This window comes from Pseudomonas sp. MDT1-16 (genome assembly GCF_054898115.1).
On record NZ_CM142717.1, the window covers coordinates 5,175,179 to 5,189,449 of the forward strand.

General features: G+C 58.7%; 12 protein-coding genes and 1 pseudogene. 6 read left to right on the forward strand and 7 right to left on the reverse strand.

The window, feature by feature from the left end; translation table 11 throughout:
• The first annotated feature begins 169 nt into the window (after nt 1-169).
• The 3 genes and pseudogenes from ACYZT3_RS23850 to ACYZT3_RS23860 all read left to right on the forward strand — a co-directional run bounded on the left by ACYZT3_RS23850 (nt 170) and on the right by ACYZT3_RS23860 (nt 2,537).
• Complete coding sequence (locus ACYZT3_RS23850) at nt 170-1,594, forward strand: gamma-aminobutyraldehyde dehydrogenase (RefSeq protein WP_462030888.1); 1,425 nt, start codon at nt 170-172, stop codon at nt 1,592-1,594.
• Nucleotides 1,595-1,690: 96 nt separating this feature from the next.
• Nucleotides 1,691-1,950 (forward strand): annotated as a pseudogene (locus tag ACYZT3_RS23855) (amino acid permease); the annotation flags it as partial.
• A gap of 383 nt (nt 1,951-2,333) precedes the next feature.
• On the forward strand, nt 2,334-2,537 hold the full coding sequence (locus ACYZT3_RS23860) for a hypothetical protein (protein WP_282377028.1): 204 nt from the start codon (nt 2,334-2,336) through the stop codon (nt 2,535-2,537).
• Between the two features lie 10 nt (nt 2,538-2,547).
• Here ACYZT3_RS23860 and ACYZT3_RS23865 read toward each other — a convergent pair whose 3' ends face one another.
• Nucleotides 2,548-2,733, reverse strand: a complete 186-nt coding sequence (locus ACYZT3_RS23865; RefSeq protein ID WP_282377029.1) for a hypothetical protein — start codon at nt 2,731-2,733, stop codon at nt 2,548-2,550.
• A gap of 392 nt (nt 2,734-3,125) precedes the next feature.
• On the opposite strand from ACYZT3_RS23865, the gene ACYZT3_RS23870 reads away from it, so the two are divergent.
• Nucleotides 3,126-4,751 (forward strand): glucan biosynthesis protein D, encoded by a 1,626-nt coding sequence (locus ACYZT3_RS23870; RefSeq protein ID WP_462030889.1) that lies wholly within the window; start codon nt 3,126-3,128, stop codon nt 4,749-4,751.
• A 63-nt stretch (nt 4,752-4,814) separates the two neighbouring features.
• On the opposite strand, the gene ACYZT3_RS23875 is transcribed toward ACYZT3_RS23870, so the two are convergent.
• The 3 genes from ACYZT3_RS23875 to ACYZT3_RS23885 form a co-directional block, all read right to left on the reverse strand.
• Nucleotides 4,815-5,921: an NADH:flavin oxidoreductase/NADH oxidase gene (locus ACYZT3_RS23875; protein WP_462030890.1), complete on the reverse strand. Its 1,107-nt coding sequence runs from the start codon at nt 5,919-5,921 to the stop codon at nt 4,815-4,817.
• A gap of 214 nt (nt 5,922-6,135) precedes the next feature.
• Entirely contained in the window at nt 6,136-7,845 is a 1,710-nt protein-coding gene (recJ, locus tag ACYZT3_RS23880; protein ID WP_282377034.1) for a single-stranded-DNA-specific exonuclease RecJ, read from the reverse strand.
• A 66-nt stretch (nt 7,846-7,911) separates the two neighbouring features.
• Nucleotides 7,912-8,454: a YaeQ family protein gene (locus ACYZT3_RS23885; RefSeq protein WP_282377035.1), complete on the reverse strand. Its 543-nt coding sequence runs from the start codon at nt 8,452-8,454 to the stop codon at nt 7,912-7,914.
• A gap of 147 nt (nt 8,455-8,601) precedes the next feature.
• Between ACYZT3_RS23885 and ACYZT3_RS23890 the strand changes: the two genes are divergently transcribed.
• On the forward strand, nt 8,602-9,801 hold the full coding sequence (locus tag ACYZT3_RS23890) for a CaiB/BaiF CoA transferase family protein (protein WP_282377036.1): 1,200 nt from the start codon (nt 8,602-8,604) through the stop codon (nt 9,799-9,801).
• On the forward strand, nt 9,782-10,723 hold the full coding sequence (locus tag ACYZT3_RS23895) for a TIGR02285 family protein (RefSeq protein ID WP_462030891.1): 942 nt from the start codon (nt 9,782-9,784) through the stop codon (nt 10,721-10,723). Before ACYZT3_RS23890 ends, ACYZT3_RS23895 begins: the two co-directional genes overlap by 20 nt.
• A 170-nt stretch (nt 10,724-10,893) precedes the next feature.
• Here the strand turns inward: ACYZT3_RS23895 and ACYZT3_RS23900 are convergent, their stop codons facing one another.
• From ACYZT3_RS23900 to thrC, 3 genes are all read right to left on the reverse strand, one after another.
• Nucleotides 10,894-11,181, reverse strand: a complete 288-nt coding sequence (locus tag ACYZT3_RS23900) for a DUF3509 domain-containing protein (RefSeq protein WP_282377038.1) — start codon at nt 11,179-11,181, stop codon at nt 10,894-10,896.
• A gap of 162 nt (nt 11,182-11,343) precedes the next feature.
• Nucleotides 11,344-12,702, reverse strand: coding sequence for a transporter substrate-binding domain-containing protein (locus ACYZT3_RS23905; RefSeq protein ID WP_462030892.1), 1,359 nt, complete (start codon nt 12,700-12,702; stop codon nt 11,344-11,346).
• Nucleotides 12,703-12,836: 134 nt separating this feature from the next.
• A complete protein-coding gene (gene thrC / locus ACYZT3_RS23910) occupies nt 12,837-14,246 on the reverse strand; it encodes a threonine synthase (protein WP_462030893.1) in 1,410 nt (469 codons plus the stop codon).
• Nucleotides 14,247-14,271 lie beyond the last annotated feature (25 nt).

Here is a 14,271-nt window from a genome sequence, read left to right on the forward strand (position 1 = left end):
TGGGAACCGGATCCTGTAGGAGCGAGGCTTGCCCGCGAAAGCGGTGTGTCAGTCGACATCAATGTTGAATGTAATGGCCTCTTCGCGGGCAAGTCGGATCGCCGCACCGCTCGCTCCTACAAGGGATCCGGTTCCGGCAAAAAAATAAAAGCTGCAATGAGGACAAGCCATGCAAACCAAACTCTTGATCAATGGCCAACTGATCGACGGCGAAGGCCCCGCCCAACCCGTGTTCAACCCTGCACTGGGCAGCGTATTGGTGGAGATCAATGAAGCCAGCGAAGCTCAGGTCGATGCCGCCGTGCGGGCCGCCGACAGCGCCTTCGACAGCTGGTCGCAAACCACCCCGAAAGAACGCTCGCTGCTGCTGCTCAAACTCGCCGACGCCATCGAAGCCCACGGCGGAGAGCTGGCCAAACTGGAATCGGACAACTGCGGCAAGCCCTACAGCGCCGCGTTGAACGACGAGATCCCGGCGATTGCCGACGTGTTCCGTTTCTTCGCCGGCGCCAGTCGTTGCATGAGCGGTTCGGCGGGCGGTGAATACCTGCACGGCCACACCTCGATGATCCGCCGCGACCCGGTCGGCGTGATCGCCTCCATCGCGCCGTGGAACTACCCGCTGATGATGGTCGCCTGGAAAATCGCCCCAGCCCTCGCGGCGGGTAATACCGTGGTGCTCAAGCCATCGGAACAAACCCCGCTAACCGCCCTGCGTCTGGCGCAACTGGCGTCGGATATTTTCCCGGCCGGCGTGCTTAACCTGGTGTTCGGCCGTGGTCCTACTGTCGGCAGCCCACTGGTCACCCACCCGAAAGTGCGCATGGTCTCGTTGACCGGTTCGATCGCCACCGGTTCGAACATCATTTCCAGCACCGCTGACAGCGTCAAACGCATGCACATGGAACTGGGCGGCAAGGCCCCGGTGATCATCTTCGACGACGCCGACATCGATGCTGCCGTGGAAGGCATTCGCACCTTCGGTTTCTACAACGCCGGCCAGGACTGCACCGCCGCCTGCCGCATCTACGCGCAGGAAGGCATCTACGACACGTTCGTCGAGAAGCTCGGCGCGGCGGTCAGCAGCATCAAGTACGGTGTGCAGGATGATCCGTCGACCGAGCTCGGTCCGTTGATCACCGCGCAACACCGCGACCGCGTGGCCGGGTTTGTCGAGCGTGCCGTGGCGCAACCGCACATCCGCTTGGTCACGGGCGGCAAGGCTGTTGAGGGCAATGGCTTCTTCTTCGAACCGACGGTGTTGGCCGACGCTCAGCAGGACGACGAGATTGTTCGTCGCGAAGTGTTCGGGCCGGTGGTGTCGGTGACCAAGTTCACCAATGAAGCGCAGGTGCTGGGCTGGGCCAACGATTCCGACTACGGCCTGGCGTCGTCGGTCTGGACCTCGGACGTGGGTCGCGCACATCGCTTGTCTGCACGCTTGCAGTACGGCTGCACCTGGGTAAATACGCACTTCATGCTGGTCAGCGAAATGCCGCATGGCGGTCAGAAACTGTCCGGTTATGGCAAGGACATGTCCCTGTACGGGCTGGAGGACTACACCGTTGTTCGGCATGTGATGTTCAAGCACTAAAAGCATCGTCGGATCGCCGCACCGCCGCGATGGCCTCACCGCAACACAAAACAATAACCACCGATCCGGGCAGCGCCGTCATGACCCGGTCGGTTCAAAGTGGTGATGGGCGTGGTAATGATTTCCTTTATCTCCTGCGTCATCAGCCTGCAAGCTGCGGCGAGTCGCCTGCTCTATTCCTACGCTCGAGATGAAAGGCTAGAAACCGAGCGGCAAATTCACCCTCGGCGCCTGGGGCTGGGCAGTGAACATCGGTGCGCTGGTCTATTGGGTTGGGGCTGGTTTATATGTGGCTTGCCAAGCCGTATGACCATGGGGCTGCGCCTGCAGGGAATGCTTGGAAGGTTAGTCGATAACGGTACTTGCCCTGCCCTGCCCGCAGCGATGCGGGCTGGGTTCGTGGTCATGTTCTCTCCTACAGACGAGCCCTTCCTGAAAAGACACCGATTCCTACAGCATGCGGCGCCAACGTAGACTTGGCGCCGCGAGCGCCTGAACGATAGGCTTTACCTCGTCGCTGCCAAATCAGCGACCCGGGGTCGAAGCCGGAACACAATCAATATGGCGCAACCGCGCTCCTCTGAGTGGCGGCTCCCGATGCAGGCACAACGGCCGTTCACGATCGTGGGCACTTGCAGTTGAAGGTAGAGTGAAGAAATGAAAAAGGGGCAGACTTCACAGTCCGCCCCCTTTGGCTTGAATACACCTGTTCAATCTCCCGCAAGAGCAATCCGCAGCCATGAGCAAACCGCGCATCACCAGCCAAAGCGTCACTGAAGTGATTTCAAGTGATAGCGCCTTTTCAGAAAAGTATCTGCAACAAACCATCGAGCTAAAAAATATCGCGGCTCGCCGCCAAGCAATCCACGAAGGCATCATCGACGCCGATGCTGGCAAACTGACCCGCCTGGCCACCGTAAAAGCCAAATGGCCTTCACGGTAACCATCCTCGGTCAAAACCGCGAAACACTCCTCATCGCATCCACCAAGTACCGCATCGCAATCTGGTCGCTTTCCGACAGCTCCCGATAGCGCTCTAACAATTTCATTTCGTCCGAACTCAGCCGACGCCTTCGCCGCCCGGTAGCCAGGCAGGGAAAGATTCCTAACAGTTCGGTGATGCCTTGTACTTTCGACATGGACGATGTCCTTCTATACGTCAGAGAAAACTTCAAAAACCGCATCGCCCTTTCCTTTTCATTCGCCGCCGGCCTGAAGGGCAGAAACCGGTCATGAACACAGAATAGGAATTAAATCGGCGCTGAAAAGTGATTTTTAGAGTAATTAGTCAAAAAAAGCAGAAATGCCCTATAAATCAGAAAGTCCTGTCAGAAAACTAAACCGACATTTCTTGTTTCATTGCCACGAAGCCAAAGTGCTACCAATCATTTTTTCTCCGCAACCGAACGGTTTAAGCTATTTGTTATCAGTGTAATGTCCGTTGCGTTTGGCCGAAGGCATGTCCGAACCTCCATTTTTGATCCAGCACGTGCCAGGAACGGCGCGGGATTGTTCACGACAGGTTGTACTTATGCACCGCAGGAATTTGCTCAAAGCATCCATGGCCATCGCTGCCTACACCGGATTGTCAGCCAGCGGCCTGCTGGCTGCGCGGGCCTGGGCCGGTAACAGCGCGGCGGATGGCGAAGCTCAGGCGTTCGACTTTGAAACGCTGAAGATCCAGGCCAAGCAGCTCGCCGGCAATCGATATCAGGACACCAAGCAGGTGCTGCCGCCGACCTTGGCGACCATGACGCCGCAAAATTTCAACGCGATCCGCTACGACGGCAACCATTCGCTGTGGAATGACCTCAACGGTCAGCTGGATGTGCAGTTCTTCCACGTTGGCATGGGTTTCAAGCAACCGGTGCGCATGTACAGCGTCGATCCCAAGACTCGTCAGACGCGAGAGGTGCATTTCCGTCCGTCCCTGTTCAACTATGAAAAAACCACGGTCGACACCAAGCAGCTCACGGGCGATCTGGGGTTCTCCGGGTTCAAGTTGTTCAAGGCCCCGGAGCTGGACCAGCACGACGTGTTGTCATTCCTCGGCGCCAGCTATTTCCGTGCGGTAGATGCCTCGGGCCAGTACGGTCTGTCGGCTCGCGGTCTGGCGATTGATACGTATGCCAAGAAGCGTGAAGAATTCCCGGACTTCACCAAGTTCTGGTTTGAGACCCCGGACAAGGACAGCACCCGCTTCGTGGTGTACGCCCTGCTGGACTCGCCAAGCGCTACCGGTGCCTACCGTTTCGACATTGACTGTCAGGCCAGCCAGGTCGTCATGGGCATCGATGCCCACATCAACGCGCGCACCGCCATCGAACAACTGGGCATCGCACCGATGACCAGCATGTTCAGCTGCGGCACCCATGAACGACGCATGTGCGACACGATTCACCCGCAGATCCACGACTCTGATCGCCTGGCCATGTGGCGCGGCAACGGTGAGTGGATCTGCCGCCCGCTGAACAACCCGGCCACCCTTCAATTCAATGCCTTCGCCGACACTGACCCGAAAGGTTTCGGCCTGGTGCAGACCGATCATGAGTTCGCCAGCTATCAGGACACCGTCGACTGGTACAGCAAGCGCCCGAGCCTGTGGGTAGAGCCTACGACCGCGTGGGGTGAAGGCTCTATCGATCTGATGGAAATTCCTACGACCGGCGAAACCCTCGATAACATCGTCGCGTTCTGGACCCCGAAAAAACCGGTCGCGGCCGGTGATTCACTGAACTACGGCTACAAGCTCTACTGGAGCGCTCTGCCGCCAGTGGGTACGCCGTTGGCGCGGGTCAACGCCACTCGTTCGGGCATGGGCGGCTTCATCGAAGGCTGGGCCCCCGGCGAGCATTACCCGGAGGTTTGGGCTCGACGGTTTGCCGTGGACTTCACGGGCGGCGGCCTGGACCGCTTGCCGGAAGGTGCGGGGATCGAGCCGGTGGTCACCTGCTCGAATGGGCAGGTGAAGGACTTTAACGTGCTGGTGCTGGATGACATCAAGGGATACCGCATTACTTTTGACTGGTTCCCGACCAATGACAGCGTGGAGCCAGTGGAACTGCGGTTGTTCATTCGCACCCACGACCGGACGTTGAGTGAAACCTGGTTGTACCAGTACTTCCCACCGGCACCGGATAAGCGCAAGTACACCTGATAGCTGTAGAAACGCAAAAGCCCCGGTCAAATCGACCGGGGCTTTTTGGTTTTACAGCGTCAATCAGTCGCGTAAATCCGACTCGTGAATCGGCTGGTCACGATGGGTTGCCCGCTGATACTGCGCCGGCCAGATGGCCTTGCGCCCACCCAGGTCATCATCGGCATGCAGCGGCCAGTACGGATCTCGTAACAACTCACGAGCCAGGAAGATGATGTCAGCCTGGCAGGTACGCAGAATGTGCTCGGCCTGCGCCGGTTCGGTAATCATCCCTACAGTGCCTGTAGCAATGCCTGACTCCTTGCGCACACGTTCGGCGAAGCGGGTCTGATAACCGGGACCTGTAGGAATCTCGGCGTTGGCCGCGGTACCACCCGACGAGACGTCAATCAGGTCCACACCCAACGCTTTGAGGCGTCGCGCCAGCTCCACGGTTTCATCCGGGTTCCAGCCGTCCTCCACCCAATCGGTGGCCGACACCCGCACGAACAGCGGTAGCTCTTCAGGCCATACCGCACGCACCGCTTCAGTGACTTGCAGCACTAACCGAATTCGATTATCGAACGAACCACCGTATTGATCGCGCCGCTGATTGCTCAGGGGCGAAAGAAACTGATGCAACAGGTAACCATGGGCGGCGTGTATTTCGACCACTTTGAAACCGGCGGTCAGTGCTCGCTTGGCCGAAGCGACAAAGGCCTGAATGACCTCAGCGATCTCGCCTTCATCGAGCTGTGTGGGGTGTGTGTGCTGCGGGTCGAAAGCAATCGGCGAAGGGCCCACCGGAACCCAGCCACCGTCTTCGGGTTTGACGCTGCCATGTTTGCCAATCCACGGCCGATGGGTGCTGGCCTTACGCCCAGCGTGAGCCAATTGAATGCCGGCCACAGCGCCTTGAGCCGCAATGAAGCGCGTGATGCGTTGCAAAGGTTCGATCTGTTCATCGCTCCACAAGCCGAGGTCCTCGGCGGTGATGCGTCCGTCAGCGGTCACCGCCGTGGCTTCGGTAAACACCAGACCGGCCCCGCCGACAGCGCGGCTGCCGAGGTGGACCAGGTGCCAGTCATTGGCCAGTCCATCGACGCTGGAGTACTGGCACATCGGCGACACCGCAATGCGGTTGAGCAGGGTCAATTGGCGAAGGGTATAGGGTTCAAGCAGCAGACTCATGGGGCACCTCTCGAATCAGTGGGCAGGCTCCAGGGTTCTGTTTGAAAAGTCGACGAGTGACAGGAAAAAGGTGCAGCACCCGCCCCCGCGGGCAAAAATTCGACAAGACGTCACAAGGATAATCAAGCAGTGCTTAGAGCCTAGTCGACATCAGGGGATGAGGGAGGGTTCCGGGGATATTTGGCGTGAGGGAGATCGCCTGCTCGCGAAGGGTTCAACGCGGTTCGATGTGGGCAATCATCAACTGCACCGTCTCGTTGCCACGGAACTCGTTAAGGTCGAGTTTGTAGGCCAATTCCACCCACTTGATGGTCGGATTCGGCCAGATGTCGCGGTCGATTCCGAAGGCAATGCCATCCAGCTTCACCGAGCCGCATTCGCTTTTCAGCACCACTTTGAGGTGTCGCTCGCCGACGACGCGCTGCTCGACCAACTGGAACACCCCATGAAACAGCGGCTCAGGGAAGTGCTGCCCCCAAGGACCGGCATGGCGCAGGGCGCGAGCCAGTTCCAGGTGGAATTCCTCGACCGCCAGGGTGCCGTCCGTCAGCAGGCGCCCGGTCAGGTCTTCTTCACGCAATTGCCTACGCACTTCAGCGTCAAAGGCTTCGGCGAACAACGGAAAATTCGCTTCCGGCAACGTCAGGCCGGCTGCCATCGCATGGCCGCCGTATTTGCTGATCAGATTCGGATGCTGCGCCGCCACCACGCTCAACGCGTCGCGAATATGAAAACCCTGAACCGAACGCCCCGAGCCCTTGAGCAAGCCATCGCCTGCATCGGCAAAGGCAATGGTCGGACGGAAATAGCGATCTTTCATACGCGATGCAAGGATTCCGATGACACCCTGGTGCCACTCGGGATCGAACAGGCACAAGCCGAACGGCATCGACTCGACCGGCAAATCTTTCAGTTGAGCCAGCGCTTCACGCTGCATGCCCTGCTCGATGGATTTGCGGTCCTGGTTCATGCCGTCGAGCTGAACCGCCATTTCACGCGCCAGACCGGCGTCTTCCGTGAGCAGGCATTCGATGCCCAAGCTCATGTCATCCAGCCTTCCTGCCGCATTCAGGCGTGGGCCGACAATGAAACCCAGATCAGTGGAGGTGATGCGCGCAGAGTCACGCTTGGCCACCTCAAGGATTGCCTTGATGCCTGGCCGAGCACGCCCGGCGCGAATCCGTTCCAGGCCTTGGTGCACCAGAATCCGGTTGTTGGCATCCAGCGGCACCACGTCGGCGACGCTGCCCAGCGCCACCAGGTCCAGCAACTCGCCGATGTTTGGCTGCGGCTTGCTCTCGTACCAGCCGAGGCTGCGCAAGCGCGCGCGCAGGGCCATCAACACGTAAAAAATTACCCCGACGCCGGCCAGTGCCTTGCTCGGAAACTCGCAACCTGGCTGGTTCGGATTGACGATGGCATCGGCCAGTGGCAGTTCATCGCCGGGCAAGTGGTGATCGGTGACCAGGACGTTCAGCCCGGCCTTTTTCGCCGCCGCCACGCCTTCAACGCTGGAAATACCGTTATCCACGGTAATGAGCAACTGCGGATCGCGGGTCAAAGCCACTTCAACGATTTCCGGCGTCAGGCCGTAGCCGTACTCGAAACGGTTCGGCACCAGATAGTCGACGTGAGCCGCGCCCAGCAGACGCAAGCCCAGCATGCCCACTGTACTGGCCGTCGCACCATCGGCGTCGAAGTCGCCGACGATCAGAATCCGCTGACGCTGCTCCAGCGCCGTCACCAGCAAATCCACCGCCGCATCGATACCTTTGAGCCGCTGGAACGGGATCAGCCGCGTCAGGCTCTTGTCCAGTTCAGCCTCGGACAGCACGCCCCGCGCCGCGTACAGACGGGTCAGCAGCGGCGGCAGATCACCGAGGAATGGCAGGGTGTCGGGCAACAGGCGAGGTTCGATGCGCATGGGGTGACAGGTGCTTCTCTTGAATACGTAGGATAAAACCGGATGACGCAGGTTAGCGGCGAACAATCAGCCGCGTTCGCCGCTCAGCCACTGCAACTGGACTTCATGCTGACCACGGTCGTCGGTGACGAAAATCGTCCCTTCGCTGATCATCACGTCCCACTTGATAACGCGGGGCATGTCTTTGGCCAAGGTTTCCAGCACTTCCTGAGGCACGGCCGCGATGTGTACGTTTTTCAGGTTTTTGATCGCCGGGATCACTTTGGTTTCCCAGACGCGCAGGCTGCCGTAGGCCAACAGGCTGGTGCGCTCGGTGCGACGCGAGCACCACGTCAGGCGATCGGCGTCTGGCTGGCCGACTTCGATCCAGTGCAGAACTCGATCGTCCAGGCTCTTTTCCCACAGGGCAGGTTCGTCCACGTCTGACAGACCCCGACCGAACGACAGCTGCTCGTTGTACCAGAAGGCGTAGGCCAGCAGCCGCACGGTCATGCGCTCTTCGGTTTCCGAAGGGTGACGAGCGATGGTTTGCTTCACGCTCTCGTACACGTTGCGGTCGAGGTCGGTAAGGTTCAGTTCAAACTTGTAGGTCGTGGACGGCTGGGCCATGAACGGGCTTCTTGATACGGGGAAAGGCGGCAAGTCTAACCGATGCGGTAGGCAATCCACGAATGGAAGGCGATCAACCTTGGTCGTCTGACGTTCGGCTATGTTAAAACGCTGTATTCGCTCAGCCACTGTCCTACAGGATTCAGCATGCCGCTCACCGGAAAACCGCTCTCAGGTCTGAAAGTCATTGAATTGGGCACGTTGATCGCCGGGCCGTTTGCCTCGCGGATTTGCGGCGAGTTCGGTGCCGAAGTGATCAAAATCGAGTCCCCCGATGGCGGCGATCCACTGCGCAAATGGCGCAAGTTGTATGAAGGCACTTCGCTGTGGTGGTTCGTTCAGGCGCGCAACAAGAAGTCCCTGACGCTGAACCTGAAACACCCCGACGGCCTGGCCATTCTGAAAAAACTGCTCAGCGAAGCGGACATCCTGATAGAGAATTTTCGCCCGGGCGTGTTGGAAAAACTCGGTCTGGGCTGGGAAGTCTTGCACGCACTGAACCCGAAACTGGTAATGGTGCGTCTCTCGGGCTTCGGTCAGACCGGGCCGATGAAGGATCAGCCAGGCTTTGGTGCCGTCGGTGAATCAATGGGAGGTCTGCGCTACATCACCGGCTTCGAAGACCGACCACCGGTGCGCACCGGAATTTCCATCGGCGATTCCATTGCCGCGCTTTGGGGCGTGATTGGCGCACTGATGGCTCTGCGTCATCGCGAAGTCAACGGCGGCCAGGGCCAAGTGGTGGATGTGGCGCTGTATGAAGCGATCTTCGCCATGATGGAAAGCATGGTCCCCGAGTTCGACGTGTTCGGTTTCATCCGCGAGCGCAGCGGCAACATCATGCCGGGCATCACACCCTCCTCGATCCACACCAGTGCCGACGGCAAGCATGTGCAGATCGGCGCCAATGGCGACGCGATCTTCAAACGCTTCATGCTGATCATCGGTCGCGATGACCTGGCCAACGACCCTGCGTTGGCGAGCAACGACGGACGCGATAGCCGTCGCGACGAGATTTATGGGGTAATTGATCGCTGGGCCAGCTCACTGCCGCTGGACGCCATCATCGAGCAGTTGAATCAGGCCGACGTACCGGTCAGTCGGATCTTCAGCGCTGAAGACATGTTCAATGATCCACAGTACCTGGCCCGGGAAATGTTCCTGAAAGCCAAGTTGCCGGACGGTAAAGATTTCAAGATGCCGGGAATAGTGCCGAAACTCTCTGAGACACCCGGCACTTCAGAGTGGGTCGGACCGCAGTTGGGCGAACACAATGCGCAGGTACTCAACGATCTTGGTTACGACAAGGAGCAGATCGCAAAGCTGCGTGAAGCCGGGGCTATCTAAGCTGAAACGCCTGCTTACGCGACCCATCAATCACTGCCTGACGCGCGGCGGGCGAGCAGTGTGCGCGTTCGTGTTTTTCCTTTTGCTCGCCGGCCAGGCTCAGTCATCGTTGGCGCAACCGAAAGAAACCCTGGTCTGGTTATTGCGTGACCTTCCACCGCTGATGATTTTCGAAGGATCGAAAAAGGACCAGGGAGTGATCGATCAATTGTTACCGCTGCTGATCGCCCGCATGCCGCAATACGAGCACACCCTGATGCGAGTCAATCGCGCTCGCGGCTTGCAAATGCTCCACGAGCCATCCCTCACGTGCGATGCGGCGCTGAACTGGAGCAAGGAGCGCGATAGCTGGATCGTGTTTTCCATTCCGGTGTTTCGGGCCATGAGCAATGGATTGGCCGTACGCCGCGATGATCGGGAGGTGCTGACGCCCTTCATCAAGGATGGCGAAGTGGACCTGGTTGCCCTGTTGGCCAGTGGCCACGAGAAGCTGGGCATTATTGCCGAGCGCAACTATGGCGAATATCTCGACGCGCGGCTCAAACAAGCACCCGCCCACTCACTGACCCTCCACTACGGTAACGACGCCTTGGGCAGCCTGTTGCAAATGCAACGTCTGGGGCGCTTGCGGATGCTGTTGGGATACCGCCCGGAAATCCGCTACCAGGCCCAGCAGCAAGGGATCGCGGAGGATGAATTGCAGTTCTACCCGATTCGCGGCACGGGCAAATACCTGTCCGGCTACATCGGCTGTACCGACACACCCCAGGGCCGGCAGGCGATCATCGAGATCAACCAACTGCTGCGCACCCTGCCCCACGATCATTTGAGCCAGGCATACGCCGCCTGGCTGGACCCCGAAAGTCGCAGCGACTACCTGGAAGCCAGCCGGGCATTTTTCATACAACAGGCCGCGCAATGACAAATCGCAGGCAAAAAGAAACCCCGAGAAGTGGGGAGACGACTCGGGGTTAAACGTGGCCTATATAAAGACCAGTAACAGCAAGCTACAAGCACCGGAGCACAATGCTTGATCCTGCTGTTACATGGTCTGACTGACATTGGCGCAGGAAGGTTCCCACAAAAAACAATTCAATTTCGATTGGCCAGGATCTTGTCCTGAGCCGCATTGCGCAACGCCGCTATGACGCAGGGCTCCAGCCGACCTTCCGCGATCAGCACGTCGCGATGCAACCCGTCGACCACATCCGTCAGTAGACGCTTGCTGGTCAACTGGGCCTGATTGAACGCGCGTTCGACCACGATAGCGCCGGTCGCATTCATCAGTGTCACCAGGCATTCGCCATGGGTCCCAGACGGGGTCAATGTAACCTGATACGGGCTCAGAGCCTCACCGAGCAATAGACTGATATTTTCCATCTCGATCACCACTCAATAGTCCAAAAACAAAGTGCCTGGGGCGTGCCTACCGTAAATGACCTCTGGCCCGAGAGGAAAGTTCTGGATACCGACTGCAGGCGAACCTGCGCCTCTGGTCAATAGAGCATGCACGGCCAAGATGACAGAGAAAAAACAGCCGCGTCACGCCTGCTTCTTGCGCTTGCCGATATCGGTCCATCCCCCCAGCAGGCCGCGCAATTGTCCATCGGCACTGTAAAAAGGCACCGTCCACTGATAGACATGCCTGACGCCGTTATTGAACATCAACTGACGCTCACTGAAGCGGGTCTTGCGCGTACCGAGCTGGGCCATGAACTCTGCATGGAGCAGTTCGGCAGTCGCTTTGGGCAAGACATCCTGTTCAATCAACTGTCGTCCCTGAACCTGGTCAAAACGAGTCGACAAGCCCTCTTCATAACTTTTGTTGCACATGATCAAACGCCCTTCCAGATCACGAACAAACATCGGATCGGGCATGGCGTCCACCAACGCATGCTGGAAAGCGAGCTGATCACTCAGATTTTTCTCGGCATCCAGGCGCTGCTGGATCAATACCGTGAGCCGACGGTTCCAGAGCAGAGACAGCAGGCCGAACAGACTGACGATAAACACTCCCCAGCAGCCCCACTGGGTGAGCCGGTGCCATTTGCCGGGCACTTGAACGGGGGTAATCCCATTGAGCCATTTCAGGCGGATGGCGCGCAATTCGGCAGGAGGAAACGCTTCAAGCGCCTTGTTGAGGATGCTCGACAATTGCGGCTGACCTTTGCGTACGGCCAGGTGCTCCGCCTCCCATTTGCCCTCCACCGTATACCCGACCTTGAGCTGACCGGACGGATAGAGTTGTGCTCCTATTTCGTTTTCGATGGTGGCATAGGCCTCACCGCTTTCGACCAGCGCCCGGGCTTCCATATAGGTTTTAACCGAGCGCAGGTCGATGTCCGGATTGTCGCGGCGAATCGTAGCCTCCAGCGCATGCCGCGTCGGCAACACCAGGACCCTTCCCGACAGCTGCTCCAAGGATTGCACCACTGGTTCCCCGGCTCGCCCGACGAACACCCAGCCAGCGCCTCCGAACGCATGACTGAAATCCAGAAACGTCTTGCGTTCGTCATTCATCGCCAACGTCGTGCTCATGTCCGCGGCACCGCTTTCCAGCCGTCCAAGCAGCTGATCGGTAGAAAACGACTCTTCATGAACAAAGTGCAATCCCGTCATGGCGCTGATGCGGTTGAGCAGATCATTGTTCAAACCGCTCCAGTGGCCGTGCTCATCCTTGAACAGGTACAGCGGATATTGCACCGAGGCGACGATGACTTGCGAATGCTCGGCAATCCATTTCAACTCCTGAGCATCCAGCTCGATCGTTGGGCCGGCGACCGATCCTTTGGACTCGGAGGCCGCCAATTGCGACGCGCTCCCCCATTGAGCAAAGCCCAGGGTGCCGGCTAAAAAAAATACCCAGCACACGGCTGGTTTCAATCTACTGAAAAACAACATTGTCACTTCCTTGGCGATGAACTCGCCCGTCCTTCATGGGGCGACTCTTCATGTACGTATCACGACAAGTGTGACATGCAGAAATGAGAAAGCCCGTCAGGAGACGGGCTTCAAAATGTGACAGTTTTAATTGGTTACAGAGGCTTGCCGCGGTTGCCATGCTGACTGACAAAGGCCTGGACGGCTTTCAGGTCATTTGGCAGCACGGTGCAGCGCTCATCTCGCTCAAACAAATCAGAAAGATGTGCAGGTAGTTCGAGCGCTTTTCCTACGCCTGCTTTTTCCACGGCGTCCGGGAATTTGACCGGGTGGGCCGTACCGAGGATCACCATTGGGGTATCCAGGCTGCGACGGCACTCGCGTGCAGCCTTCACACCGATAGCCGTGTGGGGATCCAGCAGTTCGCCGGTTTGCTCGAAGACTTCGGCGATGGTTTCGCAGGTTTGAGCGTCATCCACGGCCAGCGAATCGAACAGTTTGCGAGCTTCGGTCCAGCGCTCCTCTTCGACGCTGAAACCGCCACCCTGCTTGAAGGTGTCCATCAAACCGGCAATCGCGGCGCCGTTGCGACCGTGCAGATCGAACAGCAGGCGTTCGAAGTTCGACGACACCATGATGTCCATCGACGGCGACAGCGTGGCGTGCAGCGTTTCCTTGACGTACTGATTGCCGCTCATGAAGCGGTGCAGGATGTCGTTGCGGTTGGTGGCGACGATCAACTGGTTGATCGGCAGGCCCATGTTGCGTGCCAGGTAACCAGCGAAGATGTCGCCGAAGTTACCGGTCGGCACCGAGAACGACACCGAACGCGCCGGGCCACCCAGTTGCAGGGCGGCGTGGAAGTAGTAAACGATCTGGGCCATGATCCGCGCCCAGTTGATCGAGTTCACCGCGACCAGGCGCGTGCCCTTGAGGAAGCTCTGGTCGGCGAAGCTGGCCTTGACCATTTCCTGGCAGTCATCGAAGTTGCCTTCGATGGCGATGTTGTGGATGTTCTCACCGAAGATCGTGGTCATCTGGCGACGCTGCACTTCGGACACGCGGTTGTGCGGGTGCAGGATGAAGATGTCGACGTTTTCGCAGTGCTTGCAGCCTTCGATGGCGGCCGAACCGGTGTCGCCGGAAGTAGCGCCGACAATCACCACGCGCTCACCGCGCTTTTCCAGCACGTAGTCGAGCAAACGACCGAGCAGTTGCAGGGCGAAGTCCTTGAACGCCAGGGTCGGGCCGTGGAACAGCTCCAGTACCCATTCGTTGCCGTTCAGCTGACGCAATGGCGCGACGGCGTTGTGCGAGAACACAGCGTAGGTTTCTTCGAGGATCTTTTTGAAATCGGCATCGGGGATGCTGCCGGTGACGAACGGGCGCATCACCCGGAAGGCCAGCTCGTGATACGGCAGGCCGGTCCAGGAAGCGATTTCTTCCTGGGTGAAACGTGGCAGGTTTTCCGGGACGTACAGACCACCGTCCGTGGCCAGACCGGCCAACAGGACGTCTTCGAAATTCAGGGCCGGTGCCTGGCCGCGGGTACTGATATAACGCATGACTGGCTCCAATAGACAGTGTTCG